At 59.6% G+C, this 18,304-nt stretch carries 14 protein-coding genes and 1 pseudogene; 5 read left to right on the top strand and 10 right to left on the bottom strand.

All coding sequences use genetic code 11. The features are described 5' to 3' along the window. Positions 1 to 15 precede the first annotated feature (15 nt). The 3 genes from KQH60_RS10155 (at position 16) to KQH60_RS10145 (ending at position 5,617) form a co-directional block, all read left to right on the top strand. Positions 16 to 471: a CesT family type III secretion system chaperone gene (locus KQH60_RS10155; RefSeq protein WP_076794018.1), complete on the top strand. Its 456-nt coding sequence runs from the start codon at positions 16 to 18 to the stop codon at positions 469 to 471. A gap of 185 nt (positions 472 to 656) precedes the next feature. Then, positions 657 to 2,312 carry a winged helix-turn-helix domain-containing protein gene (locus tag KQH60_RS10150; RefSeq protein WP_237576333.1) on the top strand — a complete coding sequence of 552 codons (1,656 nt, stop codon included), beginning with the start codon at positions 657 to 659 and terminating at the stop codon, positions 2,310 to 2,312. Between the two features lie 602 nt (positions 2,313 to 2,914). Then, entirely contained in the window at positions 2,915 to 5,617 is a 2,703-nt protein-coding gene (locus KQH60_RS10145) for a hypothetical protein (protein ID WP_237576332.1), read from the top strand. A 64-nt stretch (positions 5,618 to 5,681) separates the two neighbouring features. Here the strand turns inward: KQH60_RS10145 and KQH60_RS10140 are convergent, their stop codons facing one another. Then, the gene (locus KQH60_RS10140) at positions 5,682 to 6,227 is read right to left on the bottom strand and encodes a PadR family transcriptional regulator (protein ID WP_237576331.1); all 546 of its coding nucleotides are present in this window, start codon (positions 6,225 to 6,227) and stop codon (positions 5,682 to 5,684) included. Positions 6,228 to 6,999: 772 nt separating this feature from the next. Between KQH60_RS10140 and hfq the strand changes: the two genes are divergently transcribed. Next, a complete protein-coding gene (hfq, locus tag KQH60_RS10135) occupies positions 7,000 to 7,386 on the top strand; it encodes an RNA chaperone Hfq (RefSeq protein ID WP_237576330.1) in 387 nt (128 codons plus the stop codon). A 101-nt stretch (positions 7,387 to 7,487) separates the two neighbouring features. On the opposite strand, the gene KQH60_RS10130 is transcribed toward hfq, so the two are convergent. From KQH60_RS10130 to KQH60_RS10095, 8 genes and pseudogenes are all read right to left on the bottom strand, one after another. Next, positions 7,488 to 8,504, bottom strand: a complete 1,017-nt coding sequence (locus KQH60_RS10130) for an amidohydrolase family protein (protein ID WP_237576329.1) — start codon at positions 8,502 to 8,504, stop codon at positions 7,488 to 7,490. Positions 8,505 to 8,540: 36 nt separating this feature from the next. Further along, positions 8,541 to 9,065, bottom strand: coding sequence for a 3-hydroxyanthranilate 3,4-dioxygenase (locus tag KQH60_RS10125; RefSeq protein WP_237576328.1), 525 nt, complete (start codon positions 9,063 to 9,065; stop codon positions 8,541 to 8,543). Positions 9,066 to 9,163: 98 nt separating this feature from the next. Beyond that, a complete protein-coding gene (locus KQH60_RS10120; protein WP_237576327.1) occupies positions 9,164 to 9,595 on the bottom strand; it encodes a RidA family protein in 432 nt (143 codons plus the stop codon). 22 nt (positions 9,596 to 9,617) lie between these two features. After that, on the bottom strand, positions 9,618 to 11,108 hold the full coding sequence (locus tag KQH60_RS10115) for a 2-hydroxymuconic semialdehyde dehydrogenase (RefSeq protein ID WP_237576326.1): 1,491 nt from the start codon (positions 11,106 to 11,108) through the stop codon (positions 9,618 to 9,620). 255 nt (positions 11,109 to 11,363) lie between these two features. Continuing rightward, positions 11,364 to 11,549: pseudogene (locus tag KQH60_RS10110) on the bottom strand (ester cyclase); the annotation flags it as partial. A 454-nt stretch (positions 11,550 to 12,003) separates the two neighbouring features. Beyond that, positions 12,004 to 12,486: a hypothetical protein gene (locus tag KQH60_RS10105; protein WP_237576433.1), complete on the bottom strand. Its 483-nt coding sequence runs from the start codon at positions 12,484 to 12,486 to the stop codon at positions 12,004 to 12,006. A gap of 118 nt (positions 12,487 to 12,604) precedes the next feature. Continuing rightward, the gene (tdh, locus tag KQH60_RS10100; protein ID WP_237576325.1) at positions 12,605 to 13,654 is read right to left on the bottom strand and encodes an L-threonine 3-dehydrogenase; all 1,050 of its coding nucleotides are present in this window, start codon (positions 13,652 to 13,654) and stop codon (positions 12,605 to 12,607) included. 9 nt (positions 13,655 to 13,663) lie between these two features. Continuing rightward, positions 13,664 to 14,863 carry a glycine C-acetyltransferase gene (locus KQH60_RS10095; RefSeq protein WP_237576324.1) on the bottom strand — a complete coding sequence of 400 codons (1,200 nt, stop codon included), beginning with the start codon at positions 14,861 to 14,863 and terminating at the stop codon, positions 13,664 to 13,666. 147 nt (positions 14,864 to 15,010) lie between these two features. Here KQH60_RS10095 and KQH60_RS10090 point away from each other — a divergent pair, with 147 nt between their 5' ends. After that, entirely contained in the window at positions 15,011 to 15,646 is a 636-nt protein-coding gene (locus tag KQH60_RS10090; RefSeq protein WP_237576323.1) for a helix-turn-helix domain-containing protein, read from the top strand. A 941-nt stretch (positions 15,647 to 16,587) separates the two neighbouring features. Here KQH60_RS10090 and KQH60_RS10085 read toward each other — a convergent pair. Continuing rightward, complete coding sequence (locus tag KQH60_RS10085; RefSeq protein ID WP_237576322.1) at positions 16,588 to 17,757, bottom strand: DNA-binding protein; 1,170 nt, start codon at positions 17,755 to 17,757, stop codon at positions 16,588 to 16,590. Positions 17,758 to 18,304 lie beyond the last annotated feature (547 nt).

Genomic DNA, 18,304 nt, shown 5'->3' with positions numbered 1-18,304 from the left:
TCGACCTAATAAACAATGAACGGCGAACGGTACGGAGAACTGGTTCGCGAACTGTGCGATGTCGTCGGGCTCGCCGATCCAGAATACGTGCTGGAAACGCGGACCATAGAAGTCCAGGGCTACGACGTACGCCTCGAATACTTCGAAAACGACCTAGACGCAATCTACCTAAACTTCCATTTCGGCACAGTAACCGCGGGCCGCACGCTCAACGTATTCCGGTTGATGCTCGAAGCCAACTTGCTGATCTACGCGCAAGATCAGGCTCAAATGGGCCTGGACACCGATACCGGCGGCATCATCCTTATAATTAGAATACCGATGGATCCCGACCTGGACGGCGAGACGCTGGCCGACCTGTTGTCTCATTACGCAGAGCATGGTCATTACTGGCGGCGTAACATCATCGAATCGACGGACGAGATGTTCGAAGGCATCGTGGCAGGCGACTTCACGTGGCTGCGTGCGTAAGCTGCGCATGTCCGAGCATGTGATCTATTTTGATATAGCAGTACAACACGCAATGACAACATACTGTTGTCTGTGCGTAGTTCGTCACTGTCGCTGTCGCTGTCGCTGTCCAACTTCCGTCCGTATGCTCGCTTCACTGCGGTCGCGTGGACCGTCGACACACCTATAGGGAAAGGCCTGCATCGATGTCAACTCAACCCGCGATGATGGCTATCGCATTCGGGCGATACCAACTGATCCTCGATCCGGCACAACTGAACGTAGACGGCAAACCGGTCGCCATCGGCTCCCGGTCGCTCACGATCCTTCGAATACTGCTGGAGGCCAACGGCCGCACAGTCAGCACCGATGAACTGCGTGAGAAGGTGTGGCACAACGCGGACATCAGCGTCAACTCGATTCAGTCGAAGGTTGCCGCATTACGGCGCGCACTCGGCGGCGATGAGCACTTGGTCGCGACAGTCCGGGGCCAGGGATACCGGTTCAGCGGCGAGCAGCGTCCCGTGACGCTTGCGCCCGAAGCACCGTCTGGCGACGGCACCGTCACAGCAATGGGAAGCGCAAGCACCGCTCAGGCACCGCCTTATCATCGCGTCGAATCGGCACAGGCCACTCCATTTTCCGAAGAGGCGGCCGACGCGCCGCAAATCCGGACAACCTTAATGCTGCCGCGCGGTACCACACCATTTGTCGGGCGCCATGCCGAAATATCAGAATTGTTGGCAGTGGTTCCAACGGCCCGCGTCGTCACGCTGACCGGCCCAGCGGGCATTGGCAAGACACGCGTCGCGTTGGAGCTAGTCCGCCGTCTGGGCGCGTTGTATCCACACGGCGCCGCTCTTGTGCATTGCGTACCGCAGCAACACGTCGATGCATTTGCCCGAGCATGTATTCGAACGTTGCACATCGACGCGTACCGCGGCGACGCACCGGGCCAATACTTGCGCAGGTGGCTCAAGCCGCGCCGTATGATGCTGTTGATCCATGACGTAGACGGGCTGCCAGTCGAAACGACCCAGTACATCAACAGACTGATCGACGAAGCACCAGAGCTGTGCGTGATCACAACGGCCAAGGATACGCCGGGCATACACGCCGAACACGTCGTGCGCGTATCGCCGTTACAGACGCCCTCCCCTTCTTGTGGCGCGTCATCGTTGATGCCGCAATGCGACGCGCTTCAATTACTGTTCGCCCGTTTGCACATTCTGACGAGTCCGCGCGGCGCCACGCAACAAAGACGCTCGCCGACGGCCGCCAGTTCGATATGGTACGCCGACGCAAGCCCACAGGCCATCGCGATGGCGGCGCGAGTCGCGGCACTGGCCGAAGGCATGCCGCTCGCCTTGGAATTAGCGGCGTTTGCGCTCGCACAGCGGATTCGTGCCGAGGAGCCGCTCGAGACAGCGCTAGCGACGCTGGCCGACACGATGCGTCCGGCCGCCGGCAACATCAATACCGGCCACACAAGCATGGCAGCGCCCGGTGCGGCGGCATTTCTGCCGCTTATCCGGCAGTGCATGGCCCAGTTAAATCCATTAGAGCACATCCTATTACGCAGCCTAGCCACCTTCGAGCACGCCGTGACACACGATGAAGTGCTGTATCGATTAAGGGGGATACCACAGCTGGCGTCAATGCCGAACGACGCGGTACTCGATGCATCGCTGTCGAGGTTGATCGATTCGCGTTTGATACGAGACATCGGCATTGCCGGCCAAGCGATGCTGAAAGTCAATGAGTGGCTCGCCGCCCACGCCGATGCGCCGTTCTGGCGCATCGATGAAAACATCACCGGAAACCCGGAGCACACTTCGTTCGATGCGACATCGGAGCGCTAAACGTGACGATATGACACACCACAGTGCAATAGTGAAGCCGTTGACATTCTCCGCCAGCGCCGACCATGCCCGCCGATGTTATCGTTTCGCCCTCACGAGGCGTCATGTGTACTGCATCCCCGGCAGTCGAGCACGCCGGCCCGAAATCCAATAGCGAAAAAGCGCTCGGGACCGCCGCTCGCAAGCCGGCCTCCACGTCGCGACACACGGCGCCGCTGGACGAGTTGCGATCGAAGTTGGGTATTCGTCTTCGTGGAAAGCAGCCCCCTGCGTCGGTGAGATCTGCGATGCCGGCTCGTGCAATCGGAGTCACGCCAACGGATCACGACACGCCCGGCTACAACATCGACACGGTAGGCGTGCTAGGTGTGGACGAACCGCGCTACTGGACGCGCGCGCAGTTGCTGAACCATCTTGTTGAAGCCAACTACCCAGGCCCGAACCTGGTGACAGCCGAGCTGGCGCACCAACTCCATACAGGCTTAGATGACGGCACGGGCAAGGTGAGCGCCGCGCGCGCCCAGTTGGTCTTGTTTGCCATGCATGACGCAGGCGTACGCGACAGCACGACGGCCACGAAGGTGTTGCGGCAGTTGCGTGCATTGAACTTCGATCAGCCTTTCCACGATGTATCCGCCGCAGCAGCCGGCGCCCATTTGCCCGATCAGCAGCAAGCGTGGCGCGCGTCATGGGAAACAGCTCGCGTGCTCGCTCGTACGGAATACGGCTTTGAGACGCTGCTCAAGCTGCGCGCAGAGAAGTTCGCGCCGCTTTCCCGCAGCGCGGATCGGGACATGCTCCACGTGCTGTTGGATACAGCCGAGCGGATCGAGAACTACGTACGATTCGTTCAGCAGCACGACGGTCACGCAACGCCGATGCACGCTGCGCTCGATTTTGACGACTCATCGCCATCGGGAACGGCCAAGCGTCAGCAGTGGCTTCAAGGTCACTTGGCAATGAACGGGCAGGACGCCAAAGCCACGCTACTGGCCAGCCAGGTCTTTGCCATCGCCAAGAAATACTTCGACCAAACCGAACATCCGCACAGCGCGAGCGGTTCCACGCCCGAGGATCGCTTCGCATCGTTCATTAAAACACTCACGCCCAGCGAAAAAGAGGCATTATTTGACTGGCGACAACGCTTCCACGAAAGCGGCCGGGGAACCGACAAAGCGAAAGCATCGGGCCGTTTGAATCATTTTAGAAAGGTCATCACCTCGATCATAGGAAAAGTCGTGCCTGGCGAGGTTGCCGCACTTTTCAATCAGCGACCAGACTTGCGCGAAACCGATAAGGCGAAGGCATCGCACCGTTTGAACAAGTTTGTGTCGGAGGTCGCGCTCAGGGACCGCAAACATTGTGGCTCCCACCTAATACAGCGGATTTGGGGAGCCATGAAAGCCCCGATGATCGCGACCCGCATCCCATCAGGCGCCAGCAGAGCCGCCGAGAAGTCTAGCGCTGCTGACAGGCAGGCCTCGGCGCCAGACCACGCGTCAGCGGCTTCAACTGCAGAGGCTTCCGAGCTGACCCGTGCGGCATCGACTGCGACTCAGTCGGTCACGACGGCTGTTACTGACGCAACCGATAGCGGCTGGGATGCACTAAAACGTATAGTGTCGTCGCTGCGTCCTGGCATGGCGGTCGAATTCAGTGACGCAGGCAAGCTCACCTTCACGACAGAACGGGTATCAGCGTCGATAACAGCGGCGGTAAGCCAAGCCGCCCAGGCGAGCCCGGTACCCTTACCCGTAGTGGTCCCAAGCATCAACACCAAGCGCTCACGCGAACGCAAGGCCACGGTGCAAATGGGGTGTACCGAGCAGCACGCCTGGCTTTTTATCGGCACTGCCCATGCGACGGGCGACGGCGCGGGCGTCGGTGTGCTGGCCGGCGCATCGTTACCAGGCAGCCTTGTCGGTGGCACCACCAGTGTGCAATTCTACGATTCGGAGCACGCGCGCCCCCGCGGCATCCTCGTTCAAGTGGCCCGTCAGCTAAAGGATGACGGTTCCGGCTACGACGACGAAGCCATGCAAGCTAGCGTGAACCACATCCTCGACACCATGAAGAGCCTATCATCCGCCGGCGCCACAGCCGAATCACGCGGCACCAGCGAGCAATGCTGGAACACACTGGCGCAATCGCTGGTCGGTGCCCGCGATGTGTCCGTCGGATGGATCGAGGGCACCGTGGACGAAAAACGTCATGCTGCGTCGACGGGGCCCCTCGTCAGCGTTGGCATTCCCAATGTGCTTCCGGCACCGCTTGGTGCGTCCGTCAGCGCTTCCGTCCCGGTGTCCGGCAAGCACGTGAACAGCATATCGACGTCCCGCAGCGACTCCGGCCACATGTCAACCGAAAAGCGGCACGCAGAGCGCAGCATCGAGGTTAAGGTAGAGGCCAAGGTCGGCGCTTCCGTTTCAGCCGCTACCTCGAGCAGCCCGAAAAGCAGTGTCAGCACCGGCCCAACTTCCAAACGCTTATGGGACAAGCAAATCTACCAGGTGAAGGTGTCGCTTTCGCGTACGGTGCAGTCCTACCAAGGCAAAATCGACCCGCGCGCCTGCTTTCTGGATGTTAATTTCCCGGACGCAACCACATATGAATATGCGACGCGCCAACTGCTTGACCACGATGGCGACCATGACGATACCGGGATCAAGGCGGTTGGCACGTATCTCAAACAGAAACGGACCCAATCTGCCAAACTGCTAACGGACCAGGTGGCCAGTGCGGTAAAAAACATGCTGGAATTGGGCAACGGGACGAGGCAAACGGACAGCCATATCCATCGCTATGCGCTGACGGACCCGGCTGCGGAACAGATCAACCTGTTGCAGGCGCACTTCGAACAACATTACCTGCGTCCTTGGGAGGCCGGCTCGCGAGAACGCGTGTCCGCGAAGGACCTCGAGAGAATGAAACAGGTCATCGAGGCCAAACGCGAGCAGATATTGGCCGATCCCGCTTCATGGAGATTGACTTCCCTGGTCACGAAAGAACGCAGCGAGGCCCATGAGTCTGTTCCGATCCTGTCCCCGTGGGCAAGAGGCCTGGCGACGGCGCTGCTATTTGTGGATGCCAACGTGGGCGCGGTAAGGGTCGACAAAAACGAAGTGGTTCACCACCGCTTTGCAACCGATGTCAATATCAAGCCGTTGGTCGACGTCTCGATGTCCGGGATCACGTTCGACCGGCTGCGTCGCGATGGATCCCCTACCTTCATGGGCAAGCCGCGCGCGGCCGCCAAGGGGACAAGGCGTGGTAAAGGCAGCAATGAGGCTAGTTTGCGAATTTAATCAACAAGCGCGACGCCGATGCCACGCGTTCGCGCCCGCTCGCGCGGCATTGCGTGCGGTGCGCTCAGCGGCCGAGCTCGTGCAACAACGCCATGACGTCGTGCGCCCATCCGATCCAGGTTTCTTCAGCACGGATGCCGTAGCGCAGCACCGCATGTTGCAGGCGTTGCTTCGTCGAGAGTACGGGGGCGGAGAAATCCCGCTGCTCGATGTTCCGGTAGGTGTCGAGGCGGGCCTGCCACTGCTCGAGCAGTTGCGCCAGCTCCTCCCCCAGCCCGTCTGGGCCGACCACAGCGGCCGCGCGAAGCTTGACTAGGAATGCTTGCCGACAGTTCCGGTCGCCATCGTCCAAAGGCTCGCGGATCCACCGCACGAGTTCTGCCCTCCCGGTCGTCAGCACCTGGTAGCATTTCTTGCGCCTTGCCGGATCGTTCACATCATCGACGGCCGCCACCCACCCGACGGTCGCCATGCGGGCAAGTTCGCGATAGATCTGCTGGTGCGTGGCGTGCCAGAAATAGCCGATCGAGCGATCGAAGCGGCGCGCCAGGTCGTAACCCGAGGTTGGCTTTTCGAGCAGCGACGTAAGGAGGGCGTGCTGGATGGACATGAGCCGCATTTTATCCGCTCGACAGCGTTAGCGACGCCGCATTGGATGATATTGACGCTGTGCTGGCTGTCCCTGGTGCGACACTTCGCATGACGAGTCGCGGCTTCGCATCGGTTGTCGCGTCAAAACGACAACCGCCGACGATGCGCAGCCTGTATCGTCCGCCGCGAAACCCGCGCTGCGCCAGTACAGCGACGCAGCCGCAGCCGCCATGCCAAGCCGTGATATCGTGCGCATGGCCTGTTCTCGTTGCACTAGCAAAGCTACGCACTGCACTACGGGATCGGCATCAAGATCGACGGCTGGCTAGTGCGGGACCTGCCGGTGGTGGTCAACGGCTCGCGCGACGCGGTCACGAGACGGCGGCACAGATTGTGGCACGGCTCGAGCGGCGGCCCGCCTGTGCACTGCCCGAGCACGCCACGCTGGTTTCAATCGATCACTCTGGCACACTCGAAGACGCTGGCTGCCGATTGATCGAGGCCATCGCGTGGCCGGTTGCTGAGTGCCGTATTGATGGCTCAATGACGGCTGTGCGCTGAACAATGCGACGGGCAGCGGCGCTCCATTGTTACGGATCGAGCCACAAACGCGAAGCAAGCGCCGGATAACCGCCGCGCCGGAGCGCGATAAAAAGCATGCCACCCCGGCACGCCGCCAGTCTGATACCATTTGAGCTCGAATCGTGGTTCCACTTCGCCGCGTTCCGTATCCGTCAAACACCAGTGGTCGTGCACCCGGCATCGATCACTACGCACGCTCAGCACAACGCATGGCGTCAGAATCCGGCCTGTCGCAAAACGACATCCTCAACTCAGCGCGCAAGGAACGCAAGCGCGTCCAGATCTACTTGGTCAACGGTATCCGTATCGTCGGCCATGTTGAATCGTTCGATCAATACGTCGTGATGCTTCGTGTCCCTGGCGGCATGCAGGTCATCTATAAGAAAGCGATTTCGACGGTCCAGCACGACACGCCCGACAGCCGTGCCGCCCGGTCGTCGGCATCGAGCCGTGGCGCCGGGTCCGCCCGAGGGGGGCCAACGTCCCGCATGTCGGCTCTCTCGCGTGCGGGTGCGTCGGCAAACTCCGCCTCCCGACCGGTGGTGGTCACCCGAAAGCGCCGCGTCACGATTCCGAACAGCAATACCGACGAGTAAGACTGCCACCGCGCCTATCGAGCGCCCGTCAGACACACTGGCGGCCTAACCCGTGCGGCCCGCCAAGATCGATGACTCAGCGGGATCTCGAACAATCTCACCTATACGGTGGCCGGCTCCGACAAGCCAAAAAAGCGCAATGCGTTTTGACCTAGGATCTTGCTTTTCGCGTCATCGCTCAGTTCCGGGTGCGTCGCGACCAGTTCGCCGATCAACTGCTCCCCGAGCGGGAACGGGTAGTCGGAGCCGAGTAGCACCCGATCCTCCCCCATTGTATCGACCAGCATTTTCAGCGCACGTGGATCGAAGACCGCGCTGTCCACGTGAAACCGATTCAAGTACGATAGCGGCGGGTGCGGGCAATTTTCTCGGACGATATCCCGGTTTTCCCACGCGTTCTGCACGCGACCGAGCAGGAACGCAAAACTGCCGCCGCCGTGCGCGAAGCAAAGCTTCAACGAGGCCGGGATACGCTCAAAGGCCCCAGACAAAATCAACGACACCATGCTCAACTGCGTCTCCGCCGGCATGGCAACAAGCCATGGCAGCATCCATTTCTTCATCCGGCCATCGGTCATCATGTCCCACGGATGAACCAGCACCGGAATCCCATCGTTTGCGCAGTGTGTGAGAAACGTGACCAGTTGCTCGTCGTCCAGGTCGCGCGAGCCGAGGTGATTGCCGATCTGCACGCCGTGATGACCGCAATGGAACGCGCGCGTCGCCTCGCGGCACGCCAACTCGACGTCCTGCAACGGTACCTGCGCCAGCGTCATCAACCTGTTGGGTGCATACGCGCACATTTCCAGCGCGAGATCGTTCATGCGTCGCGCCCATTCGTCGGCCGCTCTGGCATCGTAGCGATAGCCGAACATCACCGGCGTCGCGCACATCATTTGGATGTCGATGCCGCGTTCGTCCATCTCGGCGATACGCGTGCGCGGATCCCACAGCGCGCGGTACACTGGTCGAAACGGCCGGTCTCCCGTCATGATCATGCCATGCTGGCCATCGGCGTCGATATTCAGCCAGGGGGCATGTGCGGTGTCCAAGCGCGCCGCCTCTTCCGGCGTGATGCGCGGGAAGAAATGAGAATGCATGTCAATTCGAAGTTTCATTGCAAGTCGGTGCGGCAATCCAGTCAGTCCGGTTAATTAAGCGGCTTTGCCCGCATGCAATTGGCCGCACTGCGGACATCGACGCTTGTCCTCGGAGCCATAAAATGCGTCGAACAACGGCGGCAGGTCGGTCACGATGCTCTTAAGTTGAACCTCGACCCGATGCACCCGGTGGTGGCACGCATCGCAGTACCATTCAAACCCGTCGAGCAGTCCCGGCGGCCGCCGCCGCTCGATCACCAAGCACGCGCTGCCGGCCTCAGGCCGCTGCGGCGAATGCCGCACGTGCGGCGGCAACAGGAATATGTCGCCTTCTTTCAAGTCCACACGCTCCTTGCGACCGTCGATCCACAGGTACAAATACGCGTTGCCGCGCAGCTGGTAAAAGAACTCCTCGAGCGGATCATCGTGGTAATCGGTACGATGATTCGGACCGCCCACGACCGTCACGACCAAGTCGCTGTCCTGCCAAATTTGCTGGTTGCCCACCGGCGGCTGCAGCAAGTGCATGTGTTCGTCGATCCAGCGTTGGAAGTTGAACGGCTTTCCATATCCCAGCATCTTCGTCTCCTCTCTCGATGCACAGTATCGGCGCCGCGTCACGCCGGCACGCCCCCCACGCGCAGCACGTCCCTCACACTGTGCCTGGCGTCCCGCGCTCAGCGCTGGCGCGGCACATACGCGACAGCCTTGATCTCGATCAGCAGGTGCGGGTGGGGTAGCTGATGGACGGCCACGGTCGTGCGGGTCGGCCCGGTTTCGTCAAAAAACTCGCCATAGACTTCGTTGTATCCACCAAAGTCGTTCATGTTGACCAGGAACGCCGAGATGTCGACCAAATTCGACAGCTCGGCCTCGTCGGCGCGCAGGATATCGCGGATATTCTCGATCACCGCCCGGGTCTGTGCCCGGATGTCTAGGTTCACCGTGCCGAGCGCATCGACCGACGCGCCGACGATCGTATTGTCGGGGCGGCGAGCGCTGGTGCCCGACACGAACAAGAAGTCACCGGCACGCTGCAAGTGCGGAAATCGGCCGCGCGGCGTGGCCTTGCCTGGCACAACGCGGCCCTGGGAAGTCGATTCAGTCATAAGGGTTCCGTATTTCGTGCGTTTATCCGATCTTTACGCAAACATTGGTGAGCTCAGAGTAGAAGTCGAGCGAATGTCGACCGCCTTCGCGACCGATGCCCGACAGCTTAGCGCCGCCAAATGGCGTGCGCAGGTCGCGCACGAACCACGCGTTGACCCACACAATGCCGGTCTCGATTTGGCGCGCGACACGATGGCCCCGAGCCAAGTGCGTAGTCCAGATACTTGCCGCCAAACCGTAGGCGCTATGGTTGACTCGGCCAATCACCTCGTCCTCACTGTCAAACGGCGCCACATGGCAAACCGGCCCGAAAATCTCCTCGGTCACGCAGCGCGCGGTGTCCGGTAGGCCCGTCCAGAGGGTCGGGTTCACGAATGCGCCACGATCCCGCGCATCGCCGAAACGCGGGACATCGCCGCCAGTCACCACGTTGGCCCCTTCCTCGACGGCCAACCGGAAATACGACAGCACCTTGTCGCGATGGTGGTGTGAAATCAACGGTCCCATCGTGGTGCTCGGATCCTCCGGCGCGCCCACGCGCAGCGCCTGCGCCTTTTGCTTCAGTGCAGCCACAAAGCGCTCGAAGATCGGCCGCTCGACGTACACCCGCTCGCTGCACAGGCATACCTGCCCTGCGTTCGTAAAGCTTGATTTGGCCACGCCGTCGACCGCGGCATCAAAATCGGCGTCGGCGAACACGACCGCCGCGTTCTTGCCCCCCAGCTCGAACGAGATGTTCTTCACGCCATCGGCAACCGTCTTCATGATGGTGCTGCCGGTGCGCGACTCGCCGGTGAACGTGATCGCGCTGATGTCCGGATGACGGGACAGGAACTCGCCCGCCGCGTTAGGCCCGTGACCATGGACCAAGTTGAATACCCCGCGCGGCAAGCCGACCTCATGGATCACCTCGGCCAGCAGTGTCGCCGAGCCAGGTGTTTCCTCCGACGGTTTAGCCACCACGCAGTTGCCCATCGCGAGCGCGGGCGCAACCTTCCACGTCAGCAACAGCAGCGGCAGGTTCCATGGCGAAATGATGCCGACCACGCCGAGCGGCTTGCGTGTCACATAGTTGATCAGCTCGCCGCCGTCCGCCGTATGGGTCTCAAAAAACTCGCTGTTCGCGGTACGCACCAAGTCGGCGAACGTGCGGAAATTAGCGATGCCCCGCGCCACGTCCAGCGTCCGCGCTTGGGCAATCGGACGGCCAGTGTCCGCCACTTCCGCGGCAACGAACGCGTCAAAGCGCGCTTCAATGCCCTGGGCGATCCGGTACAGCCAGTCCGCCCGCTGCGCCGGCGTCGTGTCGCGCCAACCAGCCAGTTGGGCCGCCCGTGCCGCCCGCACCGCGCGATCCACCGCTTGCGCATCAGCCTCGCAGACCAGCGCGACCTGCGAGCCATCGACCGGGCTCACGTTCTGGAACGTGACATCGCCCGCCACGAACTCACCATCGATGTAGTGCCGTAGCAAGCGGGGTTGGGGCGACGCGGTGACCGATTCGATGCTCACAACAACTCCTGCGTATTCACAAAAGGTTAAAAGCAGTCTATGAGAGGCGCCGCGTGCGCGGAAATCAAACATTCGTGATTGACTATATGAATCGGTAATACCAGTGCTACAACCAAGCCGGTCCGCGACCGCCGTGACGCTGCCATGCGGTGTGAAAGTCTGTATCCAAAGTTTGTTAGCGCTGCGTAAGCCTCCATTGAAGACAGGAGATACGTTGCTGCGTCCGCATGCTCATGCCCGCGCGCCGGATCGCGTTTACTGATCGGTGATCTTGCCGTGTCGAATCCGGTAGAGACCCGTCGCAAGGAAATTGATCGGCTGGCCGTTGCCTGGCACGCCACTGAACGTACCCGTGAAGTGTCCTGTAAAGCAAAGATGCGCGATGACGCGATCGCCGGTCACGATCATCTGTTCGACGTCGCATCGGATATCTGGAATCGCTGCCGCGAACACGGCCGAGCCAATCGCAGCGGCTGCAAAGGGATCGATACGCGTCACACTGCGTCCCGCGATACCGGGCAGCGTTGCCTCGATAACACAGACGACAGGACAGTTACCGAGATAAAGCCCGTAGCCGTCAACCTGAAATGGTGAGCGGCTGCCGGTGTCCAAACCACGATGTCGCCGAAAAAGCGGCGTGTTCCTTCGATGCCGTCGGTCACGATCGTGGCGTGATTGAACTGCATGGATGGGCCTGAATCTAATCAAAACGGATGGTATTGTGCAGGCCGCTGTCTATGTTGATAAGGGGGCCGGCAGTTGAAGGATTTTTAAAGGGAGGGAGCCATACCGGCGACTCCCGAAAAACCTCACCTGAACGCGCGATTGGATATCGGTCTATGCTCGCCAATCTTCAAATTCGCGGGCGGCGGCCCCTACTCGATTCCATTAAGATTCAATCGACACGGATCTTTACTTGGAACCCCACGGTGAATGGCAGCTTTTCCGACGGTATCGGCGGAATTAGGATGAAATTCGCACCAACGCGCTTGAAATTCGTCATCAGCACGGGAGCGAGAACCGGCCCGACGGTCCGATTACGTCCCATTCCCCAACGACCGTAGTTGTACCCGGAAATCACACCACCCATCGCGGCGACCCGGAACCATCCCCAATGGACAAACTCCGGTGTCCATATGGCGCCGCCGTAGAACGACGGACGCCGAATCGAATTGCGCAAGTACCCTGCCGTCGCCCCCCACTGCGGCGAGAAATAACACTCAACGCCGATCCCCGGATTGAACGGCTCGAAGTGCTTCGACGGATTGGGATCAATATGGTACGAGCCCAGCATTGCGTCCACCCATGCGCCTTGGTCACACCAGCCGGCGTGGGCACGCGGCGCCTCGAACCCAACTATCGCTATGCACGACAACATCAAGCCGACGCGCATGCGCGCGTCACGATGCTGAAACATCGTCCGAATAGGCATCCTTTCTCCAAAGGCAGACCACGGCCAAAAACGCGCACCTTCCCGCATCCAGCGGGACATCGATTCACACGCCCCGCGGAATCGACGACGCCGTCCAATCCAGGATGACTTTGCCGCTGCGTCCGGACAACATCGCATCAAAACCACTGCGGTATTCCTCCACGGGGAAGCGGTGCGTAATGATCGGCGACAGGTCCAGCCCGCTTTGCAGCATCGCGACCATCTTGTACCAGGTCTCGAACATTTCGCGTCCGTATATCCCCTTGATCTCCAGTCCTTTGAAAATCACATGGTTCCAATCAATCGCAGTGCGTGCCGGCGGGATACCAAGCAGCGCAATTTTGCCACCGTGGTTCATATGCTCCAGCATCGATTCGAACGCGCTCGGCGCGCCCGACATCTCGAGTCCGATGTCAAACCCCTCGGTCATGCCAAGTTCGCGCATGACTTGCGACAATGATTCGCGCGACACGTTGACAGCACGGCTTGCGCCCATCTTCATGGCAAGCTCGAGCCGGTACTCGTTGATATCCGTAATCACGATGTTGCGGGCGCCGACATGACGGGCGATTGCCACGGCCATTGCGCCGATCGGCCCCGCGCCGGTGATCAGCACGTCCTCACCGACGAGATTGAAGCTCAACGCCGTATGCGCCGCATTGCCAAATGGATCGAAGATCGCGGCCAATTCGTCGTCGATGTCGTCCGGTATTTTAAAAGCATTAAAGGCCGGAATCGCCAGATAGTCGGCAAACGCACCCGCACGGTTCACGCCGACTCCGATAGTATTGCGACACAGGTGACGCCGACCGGCGCGGCAGTTCCGGCAAAACCCACAAGTAATATGGCCCTCGCCGGATACCCGGTCACCCACCTTGAATCCTCGCACTTCTTGCCCGATGTCGACGATTTCGCCGACATACTCATGGCCGACGTGCATTGGAACCGGGATGGTTTTGCTTGCCCATTCGTCCCAATTCCAGATGTGGATGTCGGTGCCGCAGATCGCCGTCTTGCTGATGCGGATCAATACGTCGTTATGTCCGATTTCCGGTTTTTTCACCCTGGTCAATGCCAGACCCGGTCCCCGCTCCAGCTTCGCCAGCGCACGCATGGGCGCTCCTCAAATGACATTCAATGCTCGGCCAACATGCTCGAACGCGTCCACCGCCGCGTCGATCTGCTCCGGCGTGTGCGCAGCGCTCATCTGGGTGCGGATTCTAGCCCGCCCTTTCGGTACCACCGGATACGAAAACCCGGTCACATACACCCCCTGGTCTAGCAATGCATTGGCCATCCGGCCGGCCAGTTGCGCATCGCCAAGCATGATCGGAATGATCGGGTGCTCGCCCGGAATCAACGTAAAGCCGAGCGAACTCATTGCGCGGCGAAACCGGGCGCCGTTCTCGCGAACGCGCTGGCGCAATGCCGCCCCTTCGTCGCCGCGCAGCAATTCCAGTACGGTGAGCGAGGCATACGCGATACTGGGCGCGAGCGTATTGGAGAACAAGTATGGCCGCGAGCGTTGTCGCAGCAACTCGACGATCGGCGCACGAGCCGCGACGTATCCGCCGGATGCGCCGCCCAGCGCCTTACCAAGCGTCCCGGTAACAATGTCGACCCGATCCTGCACACCACAATGCTCAGGCGTGCCCCATCCGTGCTCCCCAATGAAGCCCACGGCATGCGAGTCATCGACCATGACCAGCGCGCCATGACGGTCCGCCATATCGCAAATCGCCTTCAAGTTCGCGATGATTCCGTCCATGGAGAACACGCCATCGGTCGCAATCAGCTTGAATCGCGCACCGGCCGCATCGGCGGCCTGCAACTGCGCTTGCAGGTCGTCAATGTCATTGTTCCGATACCGAAAGCGCTTGGCCTTGCACAACCGTATGCCGTCGATGATGCTCGCATGGTTCAATTCGTCACTGATGACCGCGTCGTCTTCCGTCAATAGGGTCTCGAACAACCCGCCGTTCGCGTCGAAGCAACTGGAGTAAAGAATGGCATCGTCGGTGTGCAGGAACGAGGCCAATGCCGCTTCGAGTTGTTTATGAACCGATTGGGTCCCGCAAATGAAACGCACCGACGCCATGCCGAACCCATCCCGGTCCAATCCATCCTTCGCCGACTTCACGATCCGTGGGTCATCGGCGAGACCGAGATAATTGTTCGCACAGAAGTTCAACACCTGAGCACCGCTCGCCAGCGCAATGCGCGATGATTGTGGCGAAGCAATCACGCGCTCCGACTTATAAAATCCGTCTGCGCGGATCTGCTCCAGCATAGTGCGCACGTGCGCGAGATAAGCGTCGTTCATGAACACTCCTGAGGTGGGATAACCGCGCGATGCCGATGCAAGCGGCGACGCGTAGCCTGCTGACATCCAGGCATTCTAACTTGCTGAATTGATTCAATACCGAATACATGTTCGATATATCGAACAATCTACTCCACCGAGGCCTCTATGACAAGTTCCGGCCCACGCTCGCCGGCGCGCCGTACCACCCCGCGCAAACCGCTAGGCAGCACGCGCAGCGGCAAGGGTATTACACCTCCCCGTGTCGGCGCCCACATCCAGCAATTGCGTAACGAGCGCAAGATGACGCTCGAGGATTTGTCCCGCGCGGCGGGGGTATCCAAGTCGATGCTGTCCGACATCGAACGCGACAAAGCCAACCCCACAATCGCGATGGCCTGGCGCCTAACCCATGCGCTCGGCGTCAACCTGGACCGCCTGTTTGCATCGGCAAGCCATGATGCAGACCCGATACAAGTCGCTGGCCCGCACGACATTCCGACACTGTCCGGCACGGACGCGAAATATCAACTGCGGGTCTGGGGTCCAATCGAATTGGCGGGCCGATTCGAGTGGTATGAATTGACACTGCAGCCCGCCGGTGCACTGGTTTCCGGTGCACACGAGCCCCATACGCATGAGCACCTAACCGTGCTGCACGGCACCATCGAGTTGGTATCGGGCGCGTCGCGCCGCAAACTGAAGGCGGGGGAAACGGCGCGCTACCCGGCGGACAGACCGCACACCATTCGCAACGCAGGCAAGGGCAAAGCCTCGGCGCTGTTGGTCGTCGTACACCCATGATAACGGCGACGCGAGCCCCTTCACGTTGGTAAGTTACGATCATGGCTTGCTGCTGAAGCTTCCCCTTCTCCCGTAAATCCTCACCTTAGCCGTAGAAGCCGCATCCGCGCCGACTGCCCCTTTTTTAAAGATTAGCTATCCGATGTGAGCTCGAGGCCAGCCATCGTTGACACATCTGCGATTTTTAGCACGGGACCTAGCTATGCGCGCTGCTGACAACGTCCATGTTGCTGTCTTTTTAGTGGCGGGTCGTGCGCATGCGCGTGAATTGCCCAACCTCAGCACGCACGGTCAAGGCCATTTTCTAGTAATGCAGATAGATTCTGGTACTGAATAGCCGGTTGTGGCACGACGCCCCAAGGGTTATCGACGCTTGGATACTGACGTGTCGAAGGGATAGGCGTTGGCCAGCAACTATCCACCCATCCATCGCGTTCCACTGATTACCGCAGGAAAATGACGTCCGCGACGTGCAACGAATTGCCCGGGCGTTGCTATAGGTCCCGAAAACCTTCACCTTTACGCTGATGTGGGCGACAGCACAACAACATGGACCTGCCGACTGTAAGCGCGGATGCAGAGGCAACACGCTCGACCTAAGACCTAGTCGAACGCAGATACGTTGTCGAGCACGTTCGGCGAACAACCGAATGGCACGGCAGAATAGTAAGCCGCTGATCCCCGTGGCGGCTCATGTGCTGATCCTGTAAAACCTCACCTTTCAGTCCCCGGAAAAGCTCACCTCATGAGAGATCCGGCGACGCGCTGCCCTTTTAGACCTGTTCAGGTGCGAGCATGGCCGCCCCGCAACGCACCGAACGATGGCTCCCGAAAAACCTCACCTTTGAGTGCAGCGTGCCGCCTTGCATCAGTACATCGCGCCGGTCTAGCGGTGTCGCAAGCTGTCAGGCTGACGGCGCTGCAAGCCGCTTGTTCCACGCTCAGCCTGATACAGATGGCGAGACTGCAGCGGCAAATCGGTTGTAGGCGGACAGCCGAGAAGGAACTTCGCCGGAGGTACGCTCGCACGCTGGACATTGCAATTCGAAGCGTCCATCGTGCTCATACAATTCAGGCTCGGCATCACCGCATGCCGCACATGTTGATGGCAGTGCGACGTAACCGTCAACAGCGGTACCAATCGACGCCACTTCCTCATGGGTGAGACGGCCAGCCAATGCCAGGTCGGCAACCAATCTGCCAAGTGCCGACGGTACGCCCGCTTGCACGCGGCATTGCTCTATCTGCCGGCTCAACCGATCGACTTCGTCCGACTTTATATCCAGTTGGTTTTGCAGAGTGTCGGCGCGGGCTTTGATTGCTGCTAGTTGCTGGACATGCTCGAATTCCTTACGACTTTGCTCGCGCAAGCCCGCTTGGTACGAAGAAGCGGCTGAACGTAGCGCGTCCAGTTCAACCAGCAACGGCTTGACCCGGCGCTCGGCGTTCGTGATAGCGTCCTTGATCTCTGCCGCGTAGTGTTCAGTGCGGGCTTTCAACTCGGTCTGTAACGATTCGACTTTGTTGCGTAACGTCAAAATCTCCGCTTTGCTATCCGCCAACCGGCCTTCCAGCAAGACGACTTGTTCGTGTGCCCGCCTGGCTAGGGCTCGTTCGGTTGCCAGCCGCTCGGCCGATTCTCCTTCTTTGAGTGCTGCACCCGCCCACGCATCGTGATGCCGTTGCAATTCGGCACGGGTATGCTCATACAACAACTGCGCATCCCGAGCTTTTTGCTCTGCTGTGGCGATAGTCTGTTGCATCTCAACACGTTCTTGTGCGAGTTCTTCCCGTGCTGCGGCAAGTGCGGCATCGTAAAGGCCGCGAAGCAGTTCGCCAGCGGTACTGTGCAGTGTTGGTGGTAGCACACCGGTGTCGATCCGAACCTTCGACGTGTCTCGTACTCGCTCCCAGAAAAACTCGATATCTTTTGGAATATCGCTGGCACTGCCGACACCCGTCAATTCCCGAACGTTGGCCAGTGTCGGACGGACCCCATGATCGAAAAACAGACGTTTACACGCATGCAGTGACAATTCGCGGCGCCGGGTGCCTTGGGCTCTCAGGCCTGCTAGTTCGCCTCGTATCACTTGCTTGTCTTCTTCATTCATTGAAGTCGGTCCAACGTGGTCAAGTGTAACAATTATAACAAATTACGTAAATTTCGCTACTAATTTGTTCGTTGAATGTTACTTTCCCCGACAGAACGCTAGGTCACAGTCTCTTTGGTCAAAAGAGCTAGAATCAGCGTGAAACATTAAGCTACGACGTCAAGAATCTCCTTAATTTCTAACCACTTGGCGTATTCCATAGGACTTTACTCGATGTTTCACGAGCATCGCTAGCACAGTGGGTCATGCTCGTTAGCTTCGTTAAGTGGTCGTGGTGTTCCGCTTAGCTAAGAAGAAGGCGCGTAGCAGTTGCTACTTCAGTGATCTTAGTTAAAGGGCAAACACGGCAGCACATCGTACCGATGGTTGTTTTTCAAGGTCTCGCGGGGTTCTTTGAGTCAGTTAATAAGAACACGTAGAAGTATCTTTAAAAACGTTAACGCCATCTCAAACCCTTACCCAGCATGGCTTTCCGGGCGCCAAGGTGAACATTTTCGGGAACTCAGGTGAGGTCTCACGGGATACCACGGTGATGGGGTTCAGGGAG

The organism is Mycetohabitans sp. B8 (genome assembly GCF_021991875.1).
GTDB lineage: Bacteria > Pseudomonadota > Gammaproteobacteria > Burkholderiales > Burkholderiaceae > Mycetohabitans.
This window is presented reverse-complemented; position numbering and strand designations above follow the sequence as displayed.

Bases quoted from the DNA above. Each gene is read 5' to 3' on its own strand.
- KQH60_RS10085 (WP_237576322.1), bottom strand. From the start codon at position 17,757: ATGAATGAAGAAGACAAGCAAGTGATACGAGGCGAACTAGCAGGCCTG.
- KQH60_RS10125 (WP_237576328.1), bottom strand. From the start codon at position 9,065: ATGCTGGGATATGGAAAGCCGTTCAACTTCCAACGCTGGATCGACGAA.
- KQH60_RS10130 (WP_237576329.1), bottom strand. From the start codon at position 8,504: ATGAAACTTCGAATTGACATGCATTCTCATTTCTTCCCGCGCATCACG.
- KQH60_RS10105 (WP_237576433.1), bottom strand. From the start codon at position 12,486: ATGTTGTCGTGCATAGCGATAGTTGGGTTCGAGGCGCCGCGTGCCCAC.
- KQH60_RS10140 (WP_237576331.1), bottom strand. From the start codon at position 6,227: ATGTCCATCCAGCACGCCCTCCTTACGTCGCTGCTCGAAAAGCCAACC.
- KQH60_RS10120 (WP_237576327.1), bottom strand. From the start codon at position 9,595: ATGACTGAATCGACTTCCCAGGGCCGCGTTGTGCCAGGCAAGGCCACG.
- KQH60_RS10095 (WP_237576324.1), bottom strand. From the start codon at position 14,863: ATGAACGACGCTTATCTCGCGCACGTGCGCACTATGCTGGAGCAGATC.
- KQH60_RS10090 (WP_237576323.1), top strand. From the start codon at position 15,011: ATGACAAGTTCCGGCCCACGCTCGCCGGCGCGCCGTACCACCCCGCGC.
- KQH60_RS10155 (WP_076794018.1), top strand. From the start codon at position 16: ATGAACGGCGAACGGTACGGAGAACTGGTTCGCGAACTGTGCGATGTC.
- hfq (WP_237576330.1), top strand. From the start codon at position 7,000: ATGGCGTCAGAATCCGGCCTGTCGCAAAACGACATCCTCAACTCAGCG.
- KQH60_RS10150 (WP_237576333.1), top strand. From the start codon at position 657: ATGTCAACTCAACCCGCGATGATGGCTATCGCATTCGGGCGATACCAA.
- tdh (WP_237576325.1), bottom strand. From the start codon at position 13,654: ATGCGTGCGCTGGCGAAGCTGGAGCGGGGACCGGGTCTGGCATTGACC.